The sequence below is a fragment of the Acidovorax sp. Root267 genome, assembly GCF_001429215.1.
Lineage (GTDB): Bacteria > Pseudomonadota > Gammaproteobacteria > Burkholderiales > Burkholderiaceae_C > Acidovorax > Acidovorax radicis.
Genome location: NZ_LMJC01000001.1, coordinates 955216 through 978820 on the forward strand (window position 1 = coordinate 955216; position 23605 = coordinate 978820).

At 64.7% G+C, this 23605-nt stretch carries 23 protein-coding genes and 1 pseudogene; 17 read left to right on the plus strand and 7 right to left on the minus strand.

All coding sequences use genetic code 11. The features are described 5' to 3' along the window. The first annotated feature begins 134 nt into the window (after positions 1 to 134). Complete coding sequence (locus tag ASE39_RS04195; RefSeq protein ID WP_057270254.1) at positions 135 to 635, plus strand: NAD(P)H-dependent oxidoreductase; 501 nt, start codon at positions 135 to 137, stop codon at positions 633 to 635. Between the two features lie 340 nt (positions 636 to 975). Here the strand turns inward: ASE39_RS04195 and ASE39_RS04200 are convergent, their stop codons facing one another. Continuing rightward, a complete protein-coding gene (locus ASE39_RS04200) occupies positions 976 to 1935 on the minus strand; it encodes a sugar kinase (RefSeq protein ID WP_057270255.1) in 960 nt (319 codons plus the stop codon). A 3-nt stretch (positions 1936 to 1938) separates the two neighbouring features. Next, entirely contained in the window at positions 1939 to 2328 is a 390-nt protein-coding gene (locus ASE39_RS04205) for a RidA family protein (RefSeq protein ID WP_057270256.1), read from the minus strand. Positions 2329 to 2445: 117 nt separating this feature from the next. On the opposite strand from ASE39_RS04205, the gene ASE39_RS04210 reads away from it, so the two are divergent. The 8 genes from ASE39_RS04210 to ASE39_RS04245 are packed head-to-tail and all read left to right on the plus strand — an operon-like array spanning position 2446 to position 11699. Continuing rightward, positions 2446 to 4056, plus strand: a complete 1611-nt coding sequence (locus tag ASE39_RS04210) for an ABC transporter substrate-binding protein (RefSeq protein ID WP_057270257.1) — start codon at positions 2446 to 2448, stop codon at positions 4054 to 4056. 18 nt (positions 4057 to 4074) lie between these two features. Continuing rightward, positions 4075 to 5025 carry an ABC transporter permease gene (locus ASE39_RS04215; RefSeq protein WP_057270258.1) on the plus strand — a complete coding sequence of 317 codons (951 nt, stop codon included), beginning with the start codon at positions 4075 to 4077 and terminating at the stop codon, positions 5023 to 5025. Further along, positions 5022 to 5885: an ABC transporter permease gene (locus ASE39_RS04220; RefSeq protein ID WP_057270259.1), complete on the plus strand. Its 864-nt coding sequence runs from the start codon at positions 5022 to 5024 to the stop codon at positions 5883 to 5885. Before ASE39_RS04215 ends, ASE39_RS04220 begins: the two co-directional genes overlap by 4 nt. After that, a complete protein-coding gene (locus ASE39_RS04225; protein ID WP_057270260.1) occupies positions 5882 to 6949 on the plus strand; it encodes an ABC transporter ATP-binding protein in 1068 nt (355 codons plus the stop codon). The genes ASE39_RS04220 and ASE39_RS04225 overlap by 4 nt, the downstream gene beginning before the upstream one ends. Then, the gene (locus ASE39_RS04230) at positions 6946 to 7968 is read left to right on the plus strand and encodes an oligopeptide/dipeptide ABC transporter ATP-binding protein (protein WP_010466588.1); all 1023 of its coding nucleotides are present in this window, start codon (positions 6946 to 6948) and stop codon (positions 7966 to 7968) included. The genes ASE39_RS04225 and ASE39_RS04230 overlap by 4 nt, the downstream gene beginning before the upstream one ends. Next, complete coding sequence (locus tag ASE39_RS04235; protein WP_057270261.1) at positions 7965 to 9251, plus strand: amino acid deaminase; 1287 nt, start codon at positions 7965 to 7967, stop codon at positions 9249 to 9251. Before ASE39_RS04230 ends, ASE39_RS04235 begins: the two co-directional genes overlap by 4 nt. Positions 9252 to 9253: 2 nt before the next feature. Continuing rightward, complete coding sequence (locus ASE39_RS04240) at positions 9254 to 10216, plus strand: MurR/RpiR family transcriptional regulator (RefSeq protein ID WP_057270262.1); 963 nt, start codon at positions 9254 to 9256, stop codon at positions 10214 to 10216. Position 10217: 1 nt separating this feature from the next. After that, complete coding sequence (locus ASE39_RS04245; protein ID WP_057270263.1) at positions 10218 to 11699, plus strand: D-aminoacylase; 1482 nt, start codon at positions 10218 to 10220, stop codon at positions 11697 to 11699. A gap of 199 nt (positions 11700 to 11898) precedes the next feature. On the opposite strand, the gene ASE39_RS04250 is transcribed toward ASE39_RS04245, so the two are convergent. Further along, positions 11899 to 12207: a hypothetical protein gene (locus tag ASE39_RS04250; RefSeq protein WP_057226079.1), complete on the minus strand. Its 309-nt coding sequence runs from the start codon at positions 12205 to 12207 to the stop codon at positions 11899 to 11901. A gap of 744 nt (positions 12208 to 12951) precedes the next feature. On the opposite strand from ASE39_RS04250, the pseudogene ASE39_RS27035 reads away from it, so the two are divergent. Further along, positions 12952 to 13195 (plus strand): annotated as a pseudogene (locus tag ASE39_RS27035) (DUF4148 domain-containing protein); the annotation flags it as partial. A 411-nt stretch (positions 13196 to 13606) separates the two neighbouring features. On the opposite strand, the gene ASE39_RS04260 reads toward ASE39_RS27035, so the two are convergent. Further along, positions 13607 to 14485: an MBL fold metallo-hydrolase gene (locus ASE39_RS04260; RefSeq protein ID WP_057270265.1), complete on the minus strand. Its 879-nt coding sequence runs from the start codon at positions 14483 to 14485 to the stop codon at positions 13607 to 13609. 111 nt (positions 14486 to 14596) lie between these two features. Here ASE39_RS04260 and ASE39_RS04265 point away from each other — a divergent pair, with 111 nt between their 5' ends. The 5 genes from ASE39_RS04265 to fusA all read left to right on the plus strand — a co-directional run bounded on the left by ASE39_RS04265 (position 14597) and on the right by fusA (position 19048). Continuing rightward, positions 14597 to 14938 carry a metalloregulator ArsR/SmtB family transcription factor gene (locus ASE39_RS04265; protein ID WP_010466601.1) on the plus strand — a complete coding sequence of 114 codons (342 nt, stop codon included), beginning with the start codon at positions 14597 to 14599 and terminating at the stop codon, positions 14936 to 14938. Then, positions 14928 to 15359 carry a YeeE/YedE family protein gene (locus ASE39_RS04270; protein WP_057270266.1) on the plus strand — a complete coding sequence of 144 codons (432 nt, stop codon included), beginning with the start codon at positions 14928 to 14930 and terminating at the stop codon, positions 15357 to 15359. The genes ASE39_RS04265 and ASE39_RS04270 overlap by 11 nt, the downstream gene beginning before the upstream one ends. A gap of 18 nt (positions 15360 to 15377) precedes the next feature. Then, positions 15378 to 15824, plus strand: a complete 447-nt coding sequence (locus tag ASE39_RS04275) for a YeeE/YedE family protein (RefSeq protein ID WP_057226073.1) — start codon at positions 15378 to 15380, stop codon at positions 15822 to 15824. Between the two features lie 15 nt (positions 15825 to 15839). Further along, positions 15840 to 16493 carry a DUF599 domain-containing protein gene (locus ASE39_RS04280; RefSeq protein WP_057226070.1) on the plus strand — a complete coding sequence of 218 codons (654 nt, stop codon included), beginning with the start codon at positions 15840 to 15842 and terminating at the stop codon, positions 16491 to 16493. A 494-nt stretch (positions 16494 to 16987) separates the two neighbouring features. Further along, entirely contained in the window at positions 16988 to 19048 is a 2061-nt protein-coding gene (gene fusA, locus ASE39_RS04285; protein ID WP_057270267.1) for an elongation factor G, read from the plus strand. Between the two features lie 648 nt (positions 19049 to 19696). On the opposite strand, the gene ASE39_RS26210 is transcribed toward fusA, so the two are convergent. Further along, a complete protein-coding gene (locus ASE39_RS26210; protein ID WP_140426673.1) occupies positions 19697 to 20176 on the minus strand; it encodes a hypothetical protein in 480 nt (159 codons plus the stop codon). 248 nt (positions 20177 to 20424) lie between these two features. On the opposite strand from ASE39_RS26210, the gene ASE39_RS26215 reads away from it, so the two are divergent. Further along, positions 20425 to 20631: a hypothetical protein gene (locus ASE39_RS26215; RefSeq protein WP_140426674.1), complete on the plus strand. Its 207-nt coding sequence runs from the start codon at positions 20425 to 20427 to the stop codon at positions 20629 to 20631. A gap of 9 nt (positions 20632 to 20640) precedes the next feature. Here the strand turns inward: ASE39_RS26215 and ASE39_RS04290 are convergent, their stop codons facing one another. Both ASE39_RS04290 and ASE39_RS04295 read right to left on the minus strand, forming a co-directional pair. After that, entirely contained in the window at positions 20641 to 21468 is an 828-nt protein-coding gene (locus ASE39_RS04290; protein WP_082615316.1) for an alpha/beta hydrolase, read from the minus strand. A 19-nt stretch (positions 21469 to 21487) separates the two neighbouring features. Further along, on the minus strand, positions 21488 to 22456 hold the full coding sequence (locus ASE39_RS04295) for a tripartite tricarboxylate transporter substrate binding protein (protein WP_057270269.1): 969 nt from the start codon (positions 22454 to 22456) through the stop codon (positions 21488 to 21490). Between the two features lie 117 nt (positions 22457 to 22573). On the opposite strand from ASE39_RS04295, the gene ASE39_RS04300 reads away from it, so the two are divergent. Continuing rightward, on the plus strand, positions 22574 to 23554 hold the full coding sequence (locus ASE39_RS04300; protein ID WP_282434118.1) for a LysR family transcriptional regulator: 981 nt from the start codon (positions 22574 to 22576) through the stop codon (positions 23552 to 23554). Positions 23555 to 23605: the final 51 nt, after the last annotated feature.

Consider the following 23605-nt stretch of genomic DNA (forward strand, 5'->3'; position numbering starts at 1 on the left):
TGCGACAGTTTGCAACCGACCGGGGCCTCTTGGCGGATTGAACGCGCTTCTCGAATGCGGGTCAATGGGGCCGCCCCTGCATGGCAGGACACACATTTTCTGACGCCTTACAGCCACAGGACTATGCTTTACCCATGAGCCGCCGCAAGACCTTGTTGATCGTCTACCACTCGATGACCGATGGCACGCGCCAGATGGCAGAGGCCGCGCGTGCCGGTGCGTCTGCGGATACCGGTGTGGATGTGCGGCTGCTGCATGCCGCGCAAGCAGCCGCCACAGATGTGCTGGCTGCGGAGGGGTTCATTTTTGCCACGCCAGAGAACCTCGCAGCCATCAGCGGGCAGCTCAAGGATTTTTTTGACCGCAGCTACTATGCGGTGCTCGACCACGTCAATGGCCGCCCTTATGCATGCCTGATCTGCGCCGGCAGTGACGGGCACAACGCGGCCAGGCAGATTGAACGCATTGCCACCGGCTGGCGCCTGCGGCCCGTCGCAGAGCCCCTCATTGTCTGTACCCGTGCCCAGACGCCAGAAGCCATCCTGGCCACCAAAAGTATCCGCAGCGAAGAGCTGCAACGCTGCCGGGCCCTGGGCGAAGCGATGGCACAGGGAATGGAGCTGGGGGTTTTCTAGCCGGGTTGCCGCACCTGGCTACTGGCCGCGTGGGTTTTAAAACACTCCGCACACCATCTGAGACACGGTGCCGACCCCAGGGTAGTGCAGCAGCTGGCGCGCGATATTGCCGCAGACCAGATCACACAAGGCATCGACTGACTCATCCGTCAACTCGCCGCGCATGGCTACCAAGTCCGGCTTCTTCGCTGCACATGCCTTCGGAAGCATCGCATTGCGCGCTTACTTCACGCGATGATCGATGCCCCCAAAGCACACCTCCGCCGGTGCATCAAAACTCTCGGAGGCAATCGCCGCAGCCCATGGCAATCCACTGCCACGGGCTGGGCTCATGGCATGGCTAAAGCAACGCCCCCACTTGCTGCGCCGTGGGCAACGGTGCCACCGCGCCAAAGCCCTGCACGGCGAGCGATGCCGCCGTGTTGGCATAGCGCACGGCAGCGGCCAGGTCGTCGCCCAGCGCCAGGCGCGCGAGCAGGTTGCCGTCAAAGCAGTCGCCCGCGCCGGTGGCATCCACCAGCGCAACACTGCGGCCCGGCACCCGCTGGCGCGGCGCGGCAGGGTCGGCGCTGCTCAGCAACACCCCATCGGCCCCCAGCTTGACGACCACCATGGCCGCGCCCTGCGCGTGGCCCCAGTCGGCAATCGCATGGGCATCGTGCAGGCCCAGCAGCGCAGCCATGTCATCGAGGCCTGGCAGGAAGATGTCGCACAGCGACACCGCATGCGCGATGCAGGCCCGCGCCCGTGCCAGCGGCCAGAGCTTGAGGCGCAGATTGGGGTCGAACGCCACGCGCGCCCCGGCCGCCCGGGCCACGCGCATGGCCTCGTAAGCCGTGTCGCAGGCCGAGGCCGACACCGCCAGCGAGATGCCCGACACATGCAGGATGCGGCACTGCTGCAGCACGGTGGCGGGCCCATTCGCCGATGCATCCAACAACCACGCAGGTGCCATGCGGCTCGCGGCCGAGCCCGCGCGCAGGTAGCTGAACTCGTGCCCGGCCGCACCATGCGTCACAAAGTAGATGCCCGTGGGGTGCTGCGCATCGCGCTCCACCGCCGTGGTGTCCACGCCTTCGCGCGCCCACAGGTCCAGCAGCGCCTGGCCAAAGGCATCGCTGCCCAGGCGTGTCAGGTAAGCGGTGCGTGCACCTGCGCGGGCCGCGGCGATCACCGCGTTGCTGGTGTCGCCCCCAAAGCCCTGCAGGTACTGCGGCTCGCCAGGGCGGGTCTGGTTGAACTCCACCAGCGCCTCGCCCAGCGCCACCACATCCCACACGGGTTGTTTGGCCGCAGTCATGGCTCAGCCGCGCGGCTTGTAGGCCGTCACGTCGATCTCGACCTTGGCGTCGATCATCAGGCGCGATTCGACCGTGGAGCGTGCGGGGCGGTGGTCGCCAAAACACTCCATGTACACGCGGTTGAAGCTGCCGAAGTCCCGCGCATCGGCCAGCCAGACGCTGACCTTGGCCACATCGGCCAGGGTGCAGTCGGCCAGGGCCAGGGCGTCCTTGACGCGCTGGAACACCTGGCGCGTCTGCGCCTCGATACCGCCGACGATGACCTGGCCCTGGTCGTCGGTGGGCACCTGGCCCGAGACAAAAACGAAGTCGCCTGCACGGGTGGCGGGCGAGAGGGGGCGTGCGAGGCGATCGGACGCGAGCGGCGCTTGGCCGAGGGTTTCTACTGGCATGGAAAACGCTCCTTTGAGTAAAGATATTACAAACTTCTTTCCAGAAATGCCCATATTGTTCGCAATTCTGGCATCGAATGTGCTTATTCGTGTAATCCTATTACTTCGAGGTGTGCAATGCAAACGTCTGGAACCAACCTAGTGCAGCATCCGCTGCCAACGCTTGAACTGCGGGGCCGCCGCAATCTGCTGGGTGCAGCGGCGCTGACCGCCGCCCTCACCCTGGCCTGCAGCGCCAGCTGGGCCCAAACGGCCCCCGCCACCCCATCCAAGGGCGGCGCCGCCAACCTCGCCATGGTGGGCGAGCCCCAGGGCCTGGACCCCATGGTGAGCACCGCCGACCTGGTGGGCACCATCATGCAGCACGTGTACGAGCCGCTGTACACCTTCGACGCCAACTGGGCCATCGCCCCCATGCTGGCCGAGGGCCTGCCCACCGTCTCCAAAGACGGGCTGACCTACACCATCCCCCTGCGCAAGGGCGTGAAGTTCCACAACGGGCGCGAGATGACGGCCGATGATGTAGTGGCCTCGTTGCAGCGCTGGATGGAGCTGAACCCCCGTGGCAAGGCCGTGGGCAAAGAGGTCGCCTCGCTCACCGCCAAGGGCGCACTGGCCGTGGAGCTGAAGCTGAAAACCCCTTACGCACCGCTGCTGGCCCAGCTGGCCCTGCCCAGCGGCATGGCCGCCATCATGGCCAAGGAGAGCATTGCGCCCCAGCTCAAGGACTTCGTCGGCACCGGCCCCTACCAGTTCAAGGAACGCCGCCCCGACCAGTTCACCGTGCTGGTGCGTTTTGACGGCTACGCCAGCCGCAAGGAAGCCGCCAGCGGCTACGCCGGCAAGCGCGAGGCGCTGCTTGATGAGCTGCGCTTTGTGCCCGTGCCCAGCGCCAACACACGCGTCGAAGGCGCGCTCTCGGGCCAGTTCCAGTACGCCGACCTGCTGCCCGTGGAGGCCATTGGCCGCATCGAAAAAGGCGCCCCGGCCGTGGTGCCCATCGTGACCAAGAACTTTGGCTTTCCGTACATCGTGTTCAACACCAAGGAAGGCGTGCTGGCCTCGCAGCCGCTGCGCCGTGCGGTGCAGACCGCTGTGGGCACAGGCGAGTTGCTGGCCGCAGGCTTTGGCGACAACCGCTTCTTTGTGGTGGAACCCAACTTCTTCCCCAAGGGCACGCCGTACTACTCGGACGCGGGCAGCAAGCTCTACAACGAGCGCAACCCGCAAGCCGCCAAGGACCAGGCAGCCAAGGCCAGCTACGGCGGCCAGCCGGTGCGCATCATGGCCAGCCGCCAGTACGAGTTCCACTACAACATGGCGCTGGTGATGTCCGAGCAGCTCAAGAAGGCGGGCTTCAAGACCGAGCTGCAGGTGGTGGACTGGGCCACACTGGTGCAGCGCCGCAACGACCCCAAGCTGTGGGACGTGTACTTCACGCACTCGGGCCTGTTCCCCGAGCCCATGCTCTCGCCCCCGCAGCTGGGTGACGGTGCGCCCGGCTGGTGGGAGTCTGACGCCAAGAAATCCACCCTGGCCGCCTTCAACCAGGAGACCGACCCAGCCAAGCGCGGCCCGCTGTGGGGCAAGGTGCAGCAGGTGGTGTACGACGAAGTGCCGTTCATCGAAGTGGGCAAGTTCAACGGCCTGTCGGCCCGCTCGGCCAAGCTGCAAGGCTACACACCAGCCATCTGGCCGTTCTTCTGGAACACGGGACTGGCCAAGTAAGCAGGGGCAGACAGCACCATGATGCGATTTCTGTTGAAGCGCCTGGGCGGCGCCGTGGTGGTGCTGGCCCTGGTGGCGGTGCTGGTGTTCTGCCTCACGCGGCTGGCCTCGGGCGACCCGGTGGCGCTGCTGCTGGGCGACCAGGCCACCGCCGCTGACATTGCCCAGGCCCGCGCGCAGTACGGGCTGGACAAACCCCTGCCCGTGCAGTTTGGGCTGTGGGTGGGCGAGCTGCTGCAGGGCAACCTGGGGCAGTCGCTGTTCCTGCAGCGCCCCGTGGCCCAGGCCCTGCTGGAGCGGGCCGAGCCCACGCTGTTCCTCGCGCTGTTTGCCGTGGGCATTGCGGCGCTGGTGGGCGTGCCCTGCGGCATGGCCGCCGCCGTCTGGCGCGGCAGCGCCACCGACCAGACCGTGAGCGGCGTGGCGATGCTGGGCGCCAGCGTGCCCAGCTTCTGGCTGGGCCTCATCCTCATCCAGCTGTTTGCGGTCAAGCTGGGGTGGTTTCCGGCCTCGGGCTACGGCGACCCCACGGCCACGCTGGGCGAGCGATTGCAGCACCTGATGTTGCCCGCGCTGGTGCTGGGCCTGCTCAACTCGGCGCTCATCATCCGCTTCACGCGCGCCTCCATGCTCGACATCCTGGGCGAAGACTACGTGCGCACCGCCCGCGCCAAGGGCCTGCCCGAGGGCACCATCATGGTCAAGCATGTGCTGCGCAATGCGCTGGTGCCCATCGTCACTGTGCTGGGGCTGACCATGGCGCTGATGATTGGCGGCACCGTGGTAACCGAGACCGTCTTCAACCTGCCCGGTGTAGGCAACCTGGTGGTGCGTGCCGTGCTGCGGCGCGACTACCCCGTGATCCAGGGCACGTTGCTGGTGATTGCCGCCATCTACGTCTTCATCAACCTGGCCATCGACTTTCTGTACACGCTGGTGGACCCCCGTATCCGCCTGGAAGCCCCATGAACCCGAGCCCTTCCTTCTGGCACCGCCTGCGGGCCGTGCTGCGCCGCCTGTTCGCCCGCAAGGTGGTGCTGGCCTCAGCCATCGTGATTGCGCTGGTGGCCAGCATCGCTGTCGTCTTCCCCTGGGTGTCCGATGCGGACCCCAATGCCCTGTCGATCAGCGAGCGGCTGCGCGCGCCTTCGGGCTCGCACTGGGCGGGCACCGACGAGCTGGGCCGCGATGTGCTGCTGCGCATCGTGCACGGCGCGCGCTACTCGCTGCTGATTGGCCTGGTCACCGCCGCAGGCGCCGTGCTGCTGGGCACGCTGCTGGGCATGTTTGCGGGGTTCTTCCGCAAGCTCGACGCACCGCTGATGCGCGTGGTGGACGCGATGATGTCCTTCCCCGACATCCTGCTGGGCATTGCGCTGGTGTCCATCCTGGGCGTGTCGCTGTGGAACGTGATGCTGGCGCTGGTCATCGTCTACACCCCGCGCGTGGCCCGGGTGGTGCGCGCCACCACGCTGGTGCTGCGCGAGCTGCTGTTTGTGGACGCGGCCCGCGCCCTGGGCGTGCGCACGCACCTCATCCTGTGGCGCCACATCCTGCCCAACCTGATGTCGCCCATCCTGGTGCAGGTGACCTTCATCTTTGCCTACGCCATCCTGGCCGAGGCGGGCCTGTCCTTTCTGGGAGTGGGCGTGCCGCCTGATATCCCCACCTGGGGCACCATGATCGCGGGCAGCCTGGACTATGCCGACAAGGCCTTCTGGACCATCTTTGCCCCCGGCGTGGCCATTGTGCTCACGGCCCTGTCGCTGCAAATGCTGGGCGACGGCGTGCGCGACCTGCTCGACCCCAAACTGAAGAAGACCGTATGACCTCCTCCACGATGAGCGCCGCGCCCCGGCTCGAAGTCAGCGGCCTGTCCACCTCTTTTGCCACCGATGCGGGCCGCATCCAGAGCGTGGCCGATGTGTCCTTTGCCATCCACCCCGGCGAGACGCTGGCGCTGGTGGGCGAGTCGGGCTCGGGCAAGTCTGTCACCAGCCTCACCCTCATGGGCCTGCACGCCCTCACCTCGCAGGCGCAGGTCACGGGTCAGGCCTGGTTTGTGCAGCGCGACGGCCGCAAGGTCGATGTGCTGGCCCTGCCCGAGGCCGACAAGCGCACGCTGCGCGGCAACGAGCTGGCGATGATCTTCCAGGAGCCCATGACCAGCCTGAACCCGGTGCTGACAGTGGGCGAGCAGATTGCAGAGTCGGCCCGCCTGCACCTGAAGATGGACCGCAGCACCGCGCTGGCCCACGCCCGCCGCATGCTGGAGCTGGTCGAGATCCCGGCCGCAGCGCAGCGCGTGCACGAGTACCCGCACCAGCTCTCGGGCGGCATGCGCCAGCGCGTGATGATTGCGCTGGCCATGGCCTGCAACCCCACGCTGCTGATCGCCGACGAGCCCACCACTGCGCTGGACGTGACCATCCAGGCGCAGATATTGGCACTGATGGGGCGGCTGCAGAAAGAGACCGGCATGAGCATGCTGTTCGTCACGCACAACCTGGGTGTGGTGGCGCAATACGCCGACGCCGTGGCCGTGATGTACGCCGGGCGCATTGTCGAATCGGCCCGCGTGCACGACCTGTTTGCACGGCCCGAGCACCCTTACACGCGCGGCCTGCTGGCCTGCCTGCCCGGTGTGGCGCGGCGGCAAGCGCAGGCGACTGACCATGCAATAGCTGCCGGGCGGCGCAAGCTGGTGGCGATTCCGGGCCAGGTATCGAGCCCCCTCGCGCCCCCACCCGGCTGTGCCTTTGCGCCGCGCTGCACACGCCAGCAGGCCGACTGCACCCACGCCATGCCCGCGCTGGAAACCACCGGCCCACGCAGCATGGTGCGCTGCCTGCACCGCGAGGTGCACACCGAACCCGCCGAGGTGAGCGCATGAACGCCGTCCTGAACACCCCACAGCCCATGGCACCGACCGACACCACCGCACCGCTGCTGGAGATTGCCCACCTGCGCAAACACTTCGGCAGCGGCCCGCACCCCGTGCGCGCGGTGGACGATGTGAGCTTCACCATCCGCCGGGGCGAGACCCTGGGCCTGGTGGGCGAATCGGGCTCGGGCAAGAGCACCATTGGCCGCCTGCTCACGCGCCTGGTGGACCCGACCAGCGGGCAGATGCGCTACCACGGCGGCGCCGCACCGCAAGACCTGGCCCAGCTCTCGCAGTCGCAATACAGGCCGCTGCGCTCGCAGATCCAGATCATTTTTCAGGACCCCTACGCCAGCCTGAACCCGCGCATGCGCATCCGCGATGTGCTGGCCGAGGCGCTGGATACGCACGGCCTGGCCAAGGGCGCCGCACGACTGCCGCGCATCCACCAGCTGCTGGAGCAGGTGGGTCTCAGGCCCGAGCATGCCGAGCGTTTTCCGCACGAGTTCTCGGGCGGGCAGCGCCAGCGCATCGGCATTGCCCGCGCGCTGGCGGTGGAGCCCCAGTTCATCGTGGCCGACGAGCCGCTGTCGGCGCTGGACGTGTCCATCCAGGCGCAGGTGGTGAACCTGCTCGGCGAACTGAAGGAGCAGCTGGGCCTCACGCTGCTGTTCATCTCGCACGACCTGGACGTGGTGGAGTACCTGTGCGACCGCGTGGTAGTGCTGTACCTGGGCCGGGTAATGGAGATCGCCCCCACCGAGGCACTGTACGCCCAGCCCCAGCACCCCTACACCCAGGCCCTGCTGGCCGCAGCGCCCATCCCCGACCCCGCCCAGCGCCGCAGCATCGCGCTGCTGCAGGGCGACCTGCCCAGCCCGGCCAACCCGCCCTCGGGCTGCGTGTTCCGCACCCGCTGCCCCCAGGCCGAGGCGCGCTGCGCCAGCGCCGACATGCAGCTGCGCGAGGTGGCCCCCGGCCACCTGCACGCCTGCTGGAAAACCGCACCGACACACCCCGCACCATGACCGAAGAATTCCTGCTTGACCAGCGCTGCAAGGGCTATCCGCTGCACGCCGCGCCCAGCCGCCCCGCCGACCTGGGCCAGCGCGGCTGGAATGTGCTGGCGGGCGATCTGCCCTTGCCCATCGCCGTCATCCGCGAAAGCGCCCTGGCCCACAACCTGGCCTGGATGCAGGCCTACGCCGAGCGCAAGGGCGTGGCCCTGGCCCCGCACGGCAAGACCACGCTGTCGCCCGAGCTGTTTGCGCAGCAGTTGCAGGCGGGCGCCTGGGGGCTGACCTTTGCCACCGTGTACCAGCTCAGCGTGGGGGTGGAAGCCGGTGCGCGCTGCGCCATCATTGCCAACCAGGTGCTGTGCGACGCCGACCTGGACGGGCTGCACGCCCTGCTGCAGCGCCACGCCGATCTGCGCGTGTGGTTCCTCATCGACAGCCTGGCGCAGCTGCGCTGCATTGAAGACTGGGCCGAGCGGCGTGGCCACACCGCGCGCGGTGACCGGCGCCTGGACACCCTGCTGGAGATGGGCGTGCAAGGCCAGCGCACCGGCTGCCGCACGCTGGAAGAAGCCCTGGCGCTAGCCCAGGCCATGGCCCAATCGCCCGCCGTGCAGCTGGGCGGCGTCGAATGCTACGAAGGCGGCGTGGCCCGCTGCGACAGCGAGCACGACGCACGCGAGGTCACCGCCCTGGTGCGCCGTGTGACCGAGGTGGCCCGCGCCTGCGATGCACAGGGCCTGTTTTCCGACCCAGAGATTTTGCTGACGGCGGGCGGCTCGGCGGTGTTCGACCTGGTCATCCCGCTGCTGCGCACACAGGGCCTGTCCAAGCCCGTGCTGGGCGTGCTGCGCTCGGGCTGCTACATCACGCACGACCATGGCAACTACCAGCGCTTCTTGAAGCATGTGGAGCAGCGCGAGGGGCTGGACGCCTCGCTGCGCCCCGCGCTCGAAGTCTGGACCATGGTGCAATCAGTGCCCGAGCCTGGGCTGGCCCTGCTCACCGGTGGGCGGCGCGATGTCTCGTACGATCTGGAGATGCCCGTGCCCGTGCGCTGGGCGCCGCGCCACGAGCGCCGCGCTGCCAGCACCCCCACCGGGTGGACGGTGAGCGCGCTCAACGACCACCACGCCTACCTGCGCTACGACCCCGCTGCAGGCCCTGCCCCTGCCGTGGGCGATCTGGTGGCCCTGGGCATCTCGCACCCCTGCACCACTTTTGACAAATGGCGCTGGCTGCCCGTCGTGGACGACGCAGGCACCATCACCCGCGCCATCAGCACCCGTTTTTGACCATGTCCAAACCAAACCCTACCAGCCTGCTGCAGCAACTGCGTGAGCGCCAGCCCGACCTGCCCGAGGCGCAGCGCAGCGTGGTGCGTGTGGTGCTGGACGACCCGCGCGCCGCCGTGGTCGCCACCGTGGAACAACTGGCCCAGCAGGCGGGCGTGTCCATGCCCACCATCGTGCGCACCTGCCGCAGCTTTGGCCACGACTCGGTGCGCGAATTCATGGTCGCCCTGGCGCAGGATCTGGCTGTGTCGGGCTCGCACCTGCACCGCAGCGTGCTGGCCGACGACAGCGCGCAGGACGTGGCCAGCAAGATCGTGCACGCGGCCGTGTCGTCGCTGACCGAGCTGGGCCGCAACCTCGACGCCGAAGTGCTCGACCGCGTGGCCGAGCGGCTGGCGCAGGCGCGGCGCATCGACTGCTACTCGGTCGGTGCCGCCTCCACCTTCATGGCCAGCGAGCTGCAAAGCCGCCTGTTCCGCCTGGGCTGCACGGCCAACGCGATTTTTGATGCGCACCAGCAGCTCGTGTCGGCCAGCACGCTGGGGCCCGATGGCGTGGCCTTTGTCATCTCGCACGTGGGCCGCATGCCCTATGCGCTGGAGGCGGCGCGGTTTGCAAGATCCCAAGGCGCCACCGTGGTGGCGCTGACCCAGCCCGGCACGCCGCTGGCGGAGGTGGCCGACCTGGTGCTGGCCGTGTCGGTGCCACAGGACGCGGTGATGCGCGTGGGCACCGAGGCCTATCTGGCCCACCTGGTGGTGATTGAGATCCTGACCGTGCGCCTGGCGCAAAAGCTCGGCCCCGTGGCCACCCGCGGGCTGCAGCAGTTCAAGCAGCTGCTGCACAAGCACGGTTTTGACAGCGCCGAATACGTCGGCGCGTTTGACAGCCACGCGGGCCAGAGCCACTCCAGCGCCGCCAGCCAAGCCCCTGACCCATCGCGCGGCCAGGCCGCTGAGGAATGACATGGCGCATGCAACGCTGCTAAGCAATGGCCGCATCGTGGACGGCACGCCCCGCCCCGGCTGGGTGGGCGATCTGCTGATTGAAGGCGACCGCATCACCGCCCTGGCCGAGCCGGGCCAGATCGACCCCGCCGCCCTGGCCCGTGCCCGGGCCTGCGAACACTTCACCGAGGTGGACTGCACCGGCCGCGTGATTGCCCCCGGCTTCATCGACGTGCACACGCACGACGACGCCGCCGTGCTGGACGCACCCACCATGCTGCCCAAGCTCTCGCAGGGCATCACCACCGTCATCGTGGGCAACTGCGGCATTTCGCTGGCCCCCGTGGTCACCGACAGCCCGCTGGCCCCGCTCTCGCTGCTGGGGCGCCTGCAGTTTCGCCACGCCAGCATGGCCGACTACGCCCGTGCCGTGGACGCCGCCCAGCCCGCCGTGAACGTGGCCGCGCTGATGGGCCACACGGCCCTGCGCATGCGCCACCTGGCCGACCTGAGGCAAACCGCCACCGCCGACGAGCGCGCGGCCATGGCCGCCGACATGGAGGAAGCCATGGCCGCCGGGGCGCTGGGCCTGTCGTCGGGCATCTTCTACAGCGAGGCCTATGCCGCTGATGTGGAAGAACTGGTGGCCGTGGCCTCAGTCGCGGCGCGCCACGGCGGCGTTTATGCCACGCACATCCGCGACGAGCTGGCGGGCATCCTGCCTGCGCTGCAAGAGGCCGCACTCACCGCGCGGCAGTCAGGCCTGCCGCTGGTCATCTCGCACCACAAATGCGCCGGGCCCGCCAACTGGGGCCGCACGCGCGAGACGCTGCCACTGATCGACCAGTTGGCACAGGGCCAGGAGATTGCGATGGACGTGTACCCCTACACCGCCGGCTCCACCGTACTGCGCGAAGACTTGGTGGACGGCATCATCGACATCCTCATCACCGGCAGCCAGCCCCACCCCGAGATGGCCGGGCGCTACCTGGCCGACATTGCGCGCGAGTGGGGCGTGCCCCAGCAAGAGGCCGCCGTGCGCCTCAAGCCCGGCGGGGCCTGCTACTTTCAGATGCGCGAGGACGATGTGGAGCGCGTGATAACGCACCCGCTGTCCATGATTGGATCGGACGGGCTGCCGCACGACGAGCGCCCGCACCCGCGCCTGTGGGGCGCCTTCCCGCGCGTGCTGGCCTGCTACTGGCGTGACAAGGGCCTGCTGCAGCTCGAAGAGGCCGTGCACAAGATGACGGGCTTGTCGGCCCAGCGCTTTCGCCTCGACGGGCGCGGCCTGCTGCAGGCAGGGCACATGGCCGATGTGGTGGTGTTTGACCCCGAGCGCGTGCGCGACCTGGCCACTTTCGAGCAGCCCCAGCAGTTCAGCGAAGGCATTGAACAGGTGTGGGTGAACGGTACCTTGAGCTACACCCATACGGAGCGGGCCACTGGTGCACGGGCGGGCCGCTTTGTAACACGCAATACCAAGCCCTCAGCGGGCTGATCACAGTGCGCAGCGCTTTGGGCGCCTACGCGGTGGTGAGTGTGTTGCAACGGCCGGTTGAATCCTCCGCCGCGCGAACCCGCCACTGCTGTGGCATGTAGAGATTGCCTGCGCATGGATTCTTCAGATGCCACATGTCGGTTGTTGAACCACCTGCCCTCCGGCGACTTCACACGCCAGCGGTAGGTGATCTCAACCCTCATACCAGCCGCACTTCAAAGTACGCGCCATCCCCGTCCCCCAGATCCCGGAACCCCGCCTGCTTGGCGGCAACACTGGCCTTGCCCCAGGCCTTGAGCAAAGTGAGATCTCCTGGGGACACCACCTCCGGCGGGGACTCCTCCAGGCTTTGCATGGTGTCCAGGGCCGCAGCGACCTGCTCCGGGCCGCCCAGCTGCTTCTCCAGAGCCTTGGCGTACCGTGTTTCCGCTGCCATGTGCTCCTTGGCCGGGAGCTCCTCGGGATAGTCGCGCAGGGTGACAACGTAGGTGGATTCGATGACTTGCATGGCTGTGCTTTTCCTGTGTTTATAAAGCTGTATAAATATACAGCTTTCTTTAAGAAAGCGCATGCAGGATGAACCCAAGGAGGCCCCCACGGGGCACCCAGCCGCTTCCCGCGCTTGCCCATTTGTAGACTGCCCCGGGGACCGCCCCTTTGTCCCTGGGTTAAGTACGCACCCTGGTCCGACAAGGCGCTGCTACGCAGCGGCAAGTTGCCACCCGGCGAACACAAAGACACCTCGCCAATGCCAAAGAGTTCTGGAGGGCTCTGAACGATTGTTCTCAATACTGGAACAGTTAGTTTGCGACTGAGTGGTTTTTCTCTGAACAACAGCGGCGTACAGTTCAACCCATCGATGAGCCGAACCCGCAAGGCGACTCACCGAACCCGGTTCAAGAACGGTTTTTGTCCGTGGTTTTTCTCTGAACAACAGCGGCGTACAGTTCAACCCATCGATGAGCCGAACCCGCAAGGCGACTCACCGAACCCGGTTCAAGAACGGTTTTTGTCCCGGCTTTTATTGAGACGCTTTTTTAACTTCAAGGATTTTCATCATGAACAACACCGCACGTTTCCTCTCCATCGCCGCTGTAGCCGCTTTCGCTTCCTTCGGTGCCCAGGCTGACGAAGCCGATGCTTCGCAGTTCGCCACCAAGTTCGACACGAACCGCACCCGTGCTGAAGTGGCTGCTGAAGCCGCTACGGTTGCACAGACCCGCTCCATTGAGCCTGCTGGTTCGCGTGTGGNTTCCTTCGGTGCCCAGGCTGACGAAGCCGATGCTTCGCAGTTCGCCACCAAGTTCGACACGAACCGCACCCGTGCTGAAGTGGCTGCTGAAGCCGCTACCGTGGCACAGACCCGCTCCATCGAGCCTGCTGGCTCGCGTGTGGTGACCTACAAGTCCACCGCTGACCGCGCTGCGGTGCGTGCCCAGGCTGCTGAAGCCCTGCGCACCGGCCAGATCTCTTCTGGCGAATTCAGCGCCATGTAATTGACGCAGTTGCGGGCCTTCCCATGGTGGCGGCACTTCGCGGGTGCTGCTGCCATGGGGAGTGTTTTTATCCCGCACTGAAGCCAAGCAAACTGGGCTCCCGTTGGGAGCCTTTTTTGTTGCTGCGTCCATGCCTCTGCAAGCAGCTGAAAAKCCTCGCAACCCCTGCGCGTCCTTGGATCCGCGATCAGAGGCGAAGGATNATGGGGAGTGTTTTTATCCCGCACTGAAGCCAAGCAAACTGGGCTCCCGTTGGGAGCCTTTTTTGTTGCTGCGTCCATGCCTCTGCAAGCAGCTGAAAATCCCTGCGGGTTTTGCGCATGCGACCCAGGGCTCGAGGTCGTGCGCGGTTTTCATGGTCAGAACTCTCCGTGTGGGCGTGCAATATGCAGAGCTTGGGGGGACGGACGGTCACAGCGCATTGAGCGGTATGCGCAGGTAGGCCACGCCGTTGTCATCCTTGGGCGGCAGGTCACCAGCGCGAATGTTGACCTGCACGGAAGGCAGGATCAGCGCCGGCATCTCCAGCGTGGCGTCGCGGCGGGTGCGCATGGCGACGAAGTCGTCTTCGCCCACGCCGTCATGCACGTGAATGTTGCTTGCGCGCTGCGCGGCCACCGTGGTTTGCCAGGCGGGCTCGCGGCCGCCGGGCGGGTAGTCGTGGCACATGAACAGTCGAGTGGCAGGCGGCAGGGCCAACAGCCCGCGGATGGACTGGTACAGCGTGTGCGCGTTACCGCCCGGGAAGTCGCAGCGCGCCGTGCCCACGTCGGGCATGAACAGAGTGTCGCCCACGAACACGGCGTCGCCCACCTGGTAGGCCATGCAAGCCGGTGTATGGCCCGGCACCGCCAGGGCCTGAGCCTGCAGGCTGCCAATGCGAAACGCCTCACCATCGGCGAACAGGTGGTCGAACTGTGCGCCGTCGGCATGAAAACCGGACTCCAGATGGAAAATGCCCTTGAACACCTTTTGCACCTGGGTGATGGCCGCGCCAATGGCAATCTGCCCGCCCAGCACTTCTCGCAGGTGGTGCGCGGCCGTGAGGTGGTCGGCATGGGCATGGGTTTCCAGAATCCACTGCACGCTGAGCTGCTGCGTGCGTACAAAGTCGACCACCTTGTCGGCCGATACCGTGCGTATGCGACCGGCCTTGGGGTCGTAGTCCAGCACCGGGTCCACGATGGCGCAGTGCCCACCCGGGTGGTCGAAGACCACATAGGTCACAGTCCAGGTGGCGGGGTCGAAGAAGGCTTGAACCTCAAGTTGCGGTTTGTCTGGCTGTTGCATGGGAATGTGTGTCCTCGCAATTCAATTAAGATATTTATAGTTTATTGACATATAGTTTGTTAGTCAATAAACTATCGGCCAACACCCCACCCCGCAACCTATGGAGTCCTCATGCAGGCCCAAATCACTACCACCATGGACCTGGAAAGCCTTCGCCTCTCGGCAGATAGCGCTTGCCGGCTGATGAAGGCGCTGTCCAACCCTGACCGACTCTTGCTGCTGTGCCAGCTCACGGAGGGAGAAAAGCGCGTAGGAGAGTTGGAGGCGCTGGTGGGCATCGCCCAGCCCACGCTGTCGCAGCAACTGGGCGTACTGCGCGACGAGGGGCTCGTGACCACCCGCCGCGAAGGCAAGAACATCCATTACCAGATCGCCAGCCCCCAGGCACTGGCCGTCATGCAGACCCTTTTTGAACAATTCTGTGCCCCCAAAGAGGCTTTCCATGCAGATTGACTGGAACCACTTCACCCCCTGGACGGCCCTGGTGGGAGGCCTGATTCTGGGCTTGACCACTGCCGCCTTCGTGCTGCTGCATGGCCGTATCCTGGGCATCAGCGGCATCCTGGGCGGCCTGCTGCCCCCGCGCGGCAATGACACTGCGTGGCGGATGGCCTTCGCGCTGGGCTTGCTGGCTGCGCCTTTGCTCTACCGGCTGACGGTGGGTATGACGGAGGTGCGCATCGACGCCAGCTGGGGCATGGTGGTGCTGGCCGGGCTGCTGGTGGGCGTGGGCACGCGCTATGGCTCGGGCTGCACCAGCGGCCACGGGGTGTGCGGCCTATCGCGCCTGTCGCCGCGCTCTCTGGTGGCAACGCTGGCCTTCATGGGCGCGGGCTTTGCCACGGTGTATGCCATTCGCCACCTGCTGGCCTGATCGCAAGAGGACTGACCCATGAAGCTCCAACGCATTTCTGAATTCGGCATCGGCCTGGTCTTTGGCCTGGGTCTCATCATCTCGGGCATGACCGACCCGGGCAAGGTGCTCGGCTTTCTAGATCTGGCCGGCCAGTGGGACCCCTCGCTCGCCTTTGTGATGGGTGGCGCCATTCTGGTGGGCGTGGTCGCCTTCGCCGTGGCCCGCAAGCGCAGCACCAGCGTGTTCGGCGGCCCCATGCAACTGCCCACCGCGCGCCACATCGACCGGCGCCTGGTGCTGGGCAGCCTGCTGTTCGGTGCCGGCTGGGGCATCGCGGGCTTTTGTCCCGGGCCAGCCGTCGTGTCGTTGGGCACAGGCGAGCCCAAGGCCGTGGTGTTCGTGCTGGCCATGCTGGCGGGCATGGGCGCCTTTGAATGGCTGGAGATGCGCAAGGCGGCCCGCAACACATCCCACACGGCTTGAGCGAGCGTCAACGCCATGACCACCAACCCCTGGCTTGCCGCCATCTTCACCCTGGGCATGGTTGCGGCGTATGAAGGCTGGCTGGCCGCGGTACAGCGGCGGGCCCCCGGGCGGCTGGCGCACACCACCCACGCCTCGCTGCGCGAGGACTGGTTTGCGGCCATTTCGGCACAGCCCGGCTCCGAAATCCTGGCCGTGCAGACGCTGCGCAACTCGCTGATGTCGGCCACCATGACGGCATCCACCGCTGTGTTGGGCCTCATGGGCGCACTGTCGCTCACTGCCCCCGCGCTGCACGCCACGCTCGGCGAGGGCGCCACTGGCACTGCCGCGTGGCCGCATTTCACGCCCCGGCTGGCGATGGAGCTGATGCTGCTGTGCCTGCTGTTCGCGTCGCTCGTTGCCTCGGTGATGGCCGTGCGCTACTACCACCACGCTGGCTTCATCGGTGGCATGCCTGTGGGCGCCCCCCAGCGCCAGCGCTGGGCCGCCGCCGGCAGCGCCTATGTGCGCAAGGCCGGGCTGCTCTACAGCTGGGGCCTTCGGCAGCTGATACTGCTGGTGCCCGTGGTGACCTTTGTGCTGCACCCCCTGGCCGGCGTGGCGGGGGCACTGGCAGTGGTGATAGCGCTCACCCAGTTTGATCGATACAGGATCGAAAACGAGTAGCTCAATCCGGCGGCGGTTTCCCGCAACCGCTGGGGCTGTCCAACTTCTGGGGGTCAGTTCAAACCCGGCGGTTCAGCAATCAACCTTGAACGGGCGCCAGAATTCCAGGCGGCAACTTTGCAGCGATTACCACCGGTGGTGTGCGCTCCGTCAATTCACGGTGACGACCGCAGTGCAGTCGTTGAAAGCCCTCGACACATATCGAGCGCGATGACCGGTCGCCGGCAATGGCATACAGAGTCGACGGTGACAGTGGTCATGACGGGTTCAGAGCGTTGTTGTTGAGACATCTTGAGCGTGAGCCCATGTCTCTGCACGCTGGCAACAAGGGGAGGTTAACGCGGCACGCATGCCGGTCAGGTACTGGAAATCGGCGGCGCAATCAACTTGCATCAGCGCGGTCAATCCCGTACGCTGCCTCGACGTCCACACGCAACGCCCGAGCCCATGCGGGCCGCCGGGCCGGCCTTCCGGACGTGCAAAGGAGTCCAGCCATGCCAAGCCGATCGAACGGCCTCGCGGCCGAAATGAAAGCAGTGCGAACGCTGGCGCTGGTGGGCGCCGCGGCCGCCGGCAAGACCTCGCTGGCCGAGGCCTTGCTGTACAAGGCGGGTGCCATCGGGGCGTGCGGCAGCATCGAGCGCGGTAGCACCGTCAGCGACCACGACCCGCTCGAGCGCCGCATGCTGCATTCGCTCAATGCCTCGGTGATGCATCTCACGCATGCCGCCACGCGCATCCACCTCATCGACACGCCCGGCGGCCCCGACTTCCTCGGCCAGAGCCTGCCCGCGCTGGAGGCAGTCGAAACGGTGGCGGTGGTCATCAATGCCGCCACCGGCATCGAGCCGATGGCGGTGCGCATGATGGACTACGCAGCCTCGCGCCACCTCACCCGCATGATCATCGTCAACAAGATCGACGCGCAGGGCGTCTCGCTGACCGGCCTGCTGGCCGACATCCAGGCGACCTTCGGCCGCGAATGCCTGCCGCTGAACGTGCCGGACGGGGTCGGCAGGCAGGTGATCGACTGCTTCTTCAACCGCTTCGGGCGCTCCGACTTCGGCCCCGTCGAAGCAGCGCACCGCGCACTGGTCGAGCAGGTGGTCGAGGTCGACGCGGCCTTCGTCGATCGCTACCTCGAGGAAGGCGACGTGGACCCGTCCGAGCTGCACGCGCCGCTCGAGCAGGCGCTGCGCGAAGGCCACCTGATCCCGGTCTGCTTCACCTCGTCGCGCAGCGGCGCCGGCGTGGCCGAGCTGCTGGACGTGATCGTCAAGCTCCTGCCCGACCCGACCGAGGCCAACCCGCCGGAATTCATCGTTGGCGAAGGCGCACAGGCCATGCCCATGAAGGCCAAGCCTGACCCGACGCTGCACGTGCTGGCGCATGTGTTCAAGATCACGATAGACCCCTTTGTCGGCAAGATGGGCATCTTCCGCGTGCACCAGGGCACGGTCACGCGTGACAGCCAGCTCTACATCGGCGACGGCCGCAAGCCCTTCAAGGTGGGGCACCTGTTCATGCTCCAGGGCAAGGACCATGTTGAGGTGTCGCACGCGGCGCCGGGCGACATCGTGGCGGTGGCCAAGGTCGAGGAGATCCATTTCGATGCCGTGTTGCACGATGCAGCGCAAGACAGCCATGTGCATCTTGCACCGCTGCCGTTCCCGGTGCCGGTGTACGGCCTGGCCGTGGAGCCCAAGCGGCATGGCGACGAGCAGCGCGCCTGGGAGATTTTGGGCAAGCTCGTAGCCGAAGACCCATGCCTGCGCATCGAGCATGTGGCCGCGACCAACGAGACGGTGCTCTACGGGCTTGGCGAGCTGCACCTGCGCATCGTGCTCGAACGCCTGCGCGAGGTTTACCGCTTCGAGGTCCAGACGCGGCCACCGCGCATCGCCTACCGCGAGACTGTGACCGCGCCGGCCGAGGGCCACTACCGCCACAAGAAGCAGAGCGGCGGAGCCGGCCAGTTCGCCGAAGTCTTCCTGCGCATCGAGCCGCTCGCGCGCGGCGCGGGCTTCGAGTTCTCCGACGAAGTCAGGGGCGGCACGATCCCGGGCCAGTTCATCCCCGCCGTCGAAAAAGGCGTGCGCGAGGTGCTGGCGTGCGGCGCGATCGCCGGCTACCCAGTGGTCGATGTGCGCGTCGTGGTGTACGACGGCAAGCACCACAGCGTGGACAGCAAGGACATCGCCTTCGCGACCGCCGGCCGCAATGCCTTCATGGCGGCGATTCGCGAGGCCCGGCCGGCTGTGCTCGAGCCGATTGTCCAGATCGAGATCGCCGTGCCCGAGCATTCCGTGGGCGACGTCACGAGCGACCTATCGTTGCGGCGCGGCCTGGTCACCGGCACATCGGGCCTGGGGGCCGGCACTGTGGCCATCGGCGGTCGGGTGCCAGAGGCCGAGCTGGCCGACTACCAGTCGCGGCTCAACGCGATGACCAGCGGCCAGGGGCGCTACACCGTCGCGTTATCGCACTACGAGGCCGTGCCGCCGGCCGTCCAACAAACGCTGATGGGGCAGTACCGGGTGCGCGAAGACGACTAGGAAAGGCACAGCGCCAATGCTCAGCTTGCACGCGCGCGGCCGAGCAATCGACTTGGGCATACCGTGAGGTCAAAATGCTCCCTCGCCCGGCGATTGCGATCACCCTAATTCTTGTGGCAAATGTCCGATATGCAGCGATTTTCGTCATCCAGACTTGGCCATCGAACGCGTACTATTGGCCATGAGCAGCCAGTGGTGGCAGGTGAAAGCGGACGCTCAAAATTTTTGTTCAGCGGCTGAGGAAGGCAGTCCGCTGGAGCGAATGGTTAGGTACGACGAACGCGAGACCAGTGCCGGATAGTTAGTCATTTTCTTGTCGTGCCACAACAACCGCAAGTCCTATTCCAAGCATGAGCAGCGCGCAACCGAATGCGGCGACCCACACCCCATACTGAATGAGTTCTCCTGACGCTGACAAAGCGTTGAAGGCGCTAGACCAGGTCTTTGGGTTGCCCACAGTGTTGCGCGTTGTCATGAGTGCCGTTAGTAACGCGAGAACCCCAAGGCACAGAAGCCAGTTTCGAAAGGTGCGCAACCTTTCAAGCCGCAGAAGCCTTACTAGTTGTTCGTCAGACGAGCGCATATCGCTTGAAACCTAACGTTTGAGATGAGAGGCAAACAACGGCGGCTATGCATTGGCAAAAACACTCAAGCTTGACCTACCGTTGTTTGTCCTCTCGATTGAAGGATTAGGCGCTTTATGGAGAAGGACTTTGCCACGATGACAATAGACCCACCGAAGAGTCGGATGCGAAACAGAACGAGATTCGGTGCCTTGGTCAGCTTCTTCGGCAAGGGGTCGATGCTCTTCTCATAGGAAACATTCCAGCTTTTCTTCTGTCGCCGCATGAGCGCTTCGATTTCAGCGGCATCTGCTCGTGCCTCAAAGGAACATGTGTTGTTTGGGGCGTTGTCTTTCAGGACATCGCTGTCAACGATGGTTTCAATGTTGGCGCAATCGGTGAAGGTAACCAGGCGACAAGTGTTCTCCCAATGGCGGAACAAGGTGACCGTAACGCTCGATTTGCCGCCTCGTTTTGCCGGAGGATGAAACGAGATTCCTTCGACGGTGTCGTCGTGAGCATCAACGGCCTCAAATTTGGCGACGATTTGATTCGGTGAAAGCACTGGAGGCGCCTAACGTAATTTAGACCGCAAAACCTGCGGGTAAAGCAAGCAAACTATAGCGTGCCCGTAAGCTGGACTGGGCCCACCGACTGAAAGCTTTGGACGCCGATCAATCTGATCTGTTTTGAATCAATGGCCGCTTTTGGGACGGGATGCCCACTGTCGGCTCAGGGCCCGAAACCGCCTTTCCATCTGCTCGAAAGCGGCCATTCAATGGGGTCGCGGCCGGTCAGCGCGACGTGGGAGGTATGCTGTTCCGCTTGCAACCGCGATCCTTGAAGGATTTCGCCAATGCTGGACTGGTCAATGTGCTGATAAACACGGCCGGTCAGCGCGACGTGGGAGGTATGCTGTTCCGCTTGCAACCGCGATCCTTGAAGGATTTCGCCAATGCTGGACTGGTCAATGTGCTGATAAACAAAGATCGATCATTCCCTGCATCCGTCAAACCCTGATTGAACAAACTACCCCAGAGTTGCTTGCGATTCAGCTGCATAGATGCGACGAGCTAGAAAGCTGAGCACCGCACGATTGAACTCTCCCGGTTTTTCGAAGTACGCCGAATGCGCCGCCTCCGCTAGGACCAAAACTTCACTTCCTGGAACAGCCTGCGAGAGCTCGTGCATCACATGCGCGGGYACGATGGGGTCTTCAGCACCCACCAAAAACAGCGTAGGACAACGCAGCTTTTCGATGGCTGCCAATGGGGCGAGGTTCACAGGTTCGTTCAATGTCAGCATCGCCTCTCGCCAGGCGTCAGCATCAATGCTGTGTGCACTTGGATTGAAGTGATTGATCTGCGCATACAACCCTGCGAGTTCCGGGCTGGTTTTGATAAACCAGGCACCCAAGGAGCGTTGTTCGATGCTGACTGCCGAGACGTTTTTGAATCGTCGATCAACACTCTCCACAAGCACAGGGTGGTCGATCGCTAAGGAGGTATCACACGCAATGAAACCCACGACCAGTTCTGGATGAGTTATTGCCAATCGAAATCCAATCATCCCGCCGAGCGACTGCCCAATCAGCGCTACCCGGTCCACGCGCTCTTGTTCCAACACTGCAAGGACATCAGCAACAAAATGCGCGAGGACAAATTCGCTGACGGGTGCGCTTGACCGCCCAAAACACCGTATGTCCATCGTCAAACAGGTATGCGATTTCGAGAATTCCGGAACCTGCTGCCACCAAGTGGCCGCGTTAGATCCAGCGCCGTGCAAGAACAAGACCGTCGGTCCAGACCCGTGGCGCTCGTAATAAATGCGACGATCTTGAGAAACTGCAAAAGGCATTGGAAATCCTGAATTGCGCTCAGTTCGCTTTGAGGTTGAGGCTGCGAGTGAGCTGCCCCCAGCGTTCCGTGTCGGTTTTGACGAGCTGTGTAAATTGCTCCGGAGTCATTGGCATGGCGACGAGGCCGTCCGTGTCGAGCTTCTTGATCAGTTCAGGCTTTGCCAAAGACTCACGTACTGCGGCATTGACCTTGGCCACGACAGCAGCAGGCGTTCCTTTCGGCACCGAAAGCCCAATCCACGACACAACGGTCAACTGCTTGAAGCCCAACTCTTCGAAGGTAGGAACCTGCGGCAGTTCGGGGCTGCGCTTATCGCTTGATACCGCGAGCACCTTAAGCTTGCCGGCCTGGATGTGTTGCACGGAGCCGCTGGGTGGGATGACCATCACCTGGACTTGACCACCCAGAACGTCTTGTAGCGCTGGTGCGCCTCCCTTGTACGGGATATGCGTCAACGTTGTACCGGTAGCCTTCTGCAATTGCTCCATGACCAGATGACCGGTGCTCCCGGGCCCAGAGCTGGCGTAGTTGATCTTGCCTGGGTCTCGCTTGGCCTTCGCAATCAGGTCGGCAAGCGAATCGATTCCGGATTGGCTGCTGACGACTAACCACTGAGCGGAACCGCCAATTGCCGCAACATGCGAAAAGTCGGCAACGATGTCGAACGGCACCTTGTCGTACATACCCTGGGCGATGGTTGTCACCATGCCAGTCATCGTCAGGGTGTAGCCGTCGGGTGGCGCCACCGCGCCGGCTTGGGTCCCGATGATGTTGCCTGCGCCCGCCTTGTTTTCGACAATGACAGGCTGCTTAAGAATCGACGCCATTTCTTGCGCCAGCGGACGCATGGCTCTGTCGTAGCCGCCTCCGGGCGGGGTGGGGACGATGACCTTGATTGGCTTGGTGGGCCAGTCAGAGACCTGTGCGTGGACAGGCGAGACCAAAGCGGTCAACGCGATGACGGCAATTTTCAGCAAGTTTTTCAAAGTTGTCTCCGTAGCTCGCAGCACTGCAAGCAGTTTTTAATGTGCAGATCATGAGGTTCCGAGCCATCGTTGACTAATTAAAAAAGGCTACTTTCCATTAGACTTTGCGATACCTTGTTGAACTCAGCCTCCACCCTACTCAATCGCCTGTTAGCCCGCGGAAAATTTCGGCACGTTCAGGTCTTGCTGAAGCTTGCCGAACTGGGGAGCCTTCAGCGGACGGCCCAGGCCATCGGCATGACGCAGTCGTCCGTGACGCAGACGCTCGCCTATTTGGAGCAGCTACTGGAGACGCGGCTTTTCGAGCGGCACGCGCGTGGTGTGCGTCCCACAAGCGCTTGCGAGGACCTGCTGCCCGTCGCGAAGCAGCTTCTGTTCGGCATCGAGCAAGGCGCTGAGGTTGTAGCGGCTCGACAGCATCGCGGACGGGGTACCGTCAGGGTCGTCGCTTCGGTGGGCGCAATGAACGGTTTGCTCGTGGATTCGCTGCCGCGTTTTGGAGAGCTGCACCCGAAGATCACGATCCATTTGGTCGAGGGCGAGGGAGATGACCAACTGCTATCGATCTCGCGCGGAGAGGTCGATCTGGTGGTTTGCCGGCGTCCTCAGGTCATCCCGGAGGGCTGGCGGTTCGAGCATTTGCGCGATGACCGATTTGCCGTTCTGGGCTGGATCAATCACCCACTTGCTGCGCGTAAGGCGTTGCGATGGCAGGCCCTGGCCGATGAAACCTGGTTGATCACGCCAACTGGATCCGCTGCGAGAGCGCGGTTTGACGAACTGACGGCCGAGTTTCCGCATTCCGCGAACATCTACCCAGTCGTTACGCGCTCTCCCGCGATGCTATGGCGGGTCCTTCGCACAGAGAAGGTATTGACACTGTTGCCGATCAACTTTGCACGTCCGCTGATAGAAGCCCGCGAAGTGTGTGAGCTCGACGTCCGTCCATTGAACTTGCTTGAGCCGTTGGGCGTGCTGAGGCCGCTCACAGAATCATCGGAGGCAACGGAACTCTTGAGAGCCTATTTGGGCGATGCATCGGCTGTGCATGAACAGGCAGGTTCGCATTCAAGGAAAAACAGCCGGCGTGCACCCTAAGGAGACATGACTGCGAATCAAGCTCTCGTGATGAATGACTCGTCTTGGCCG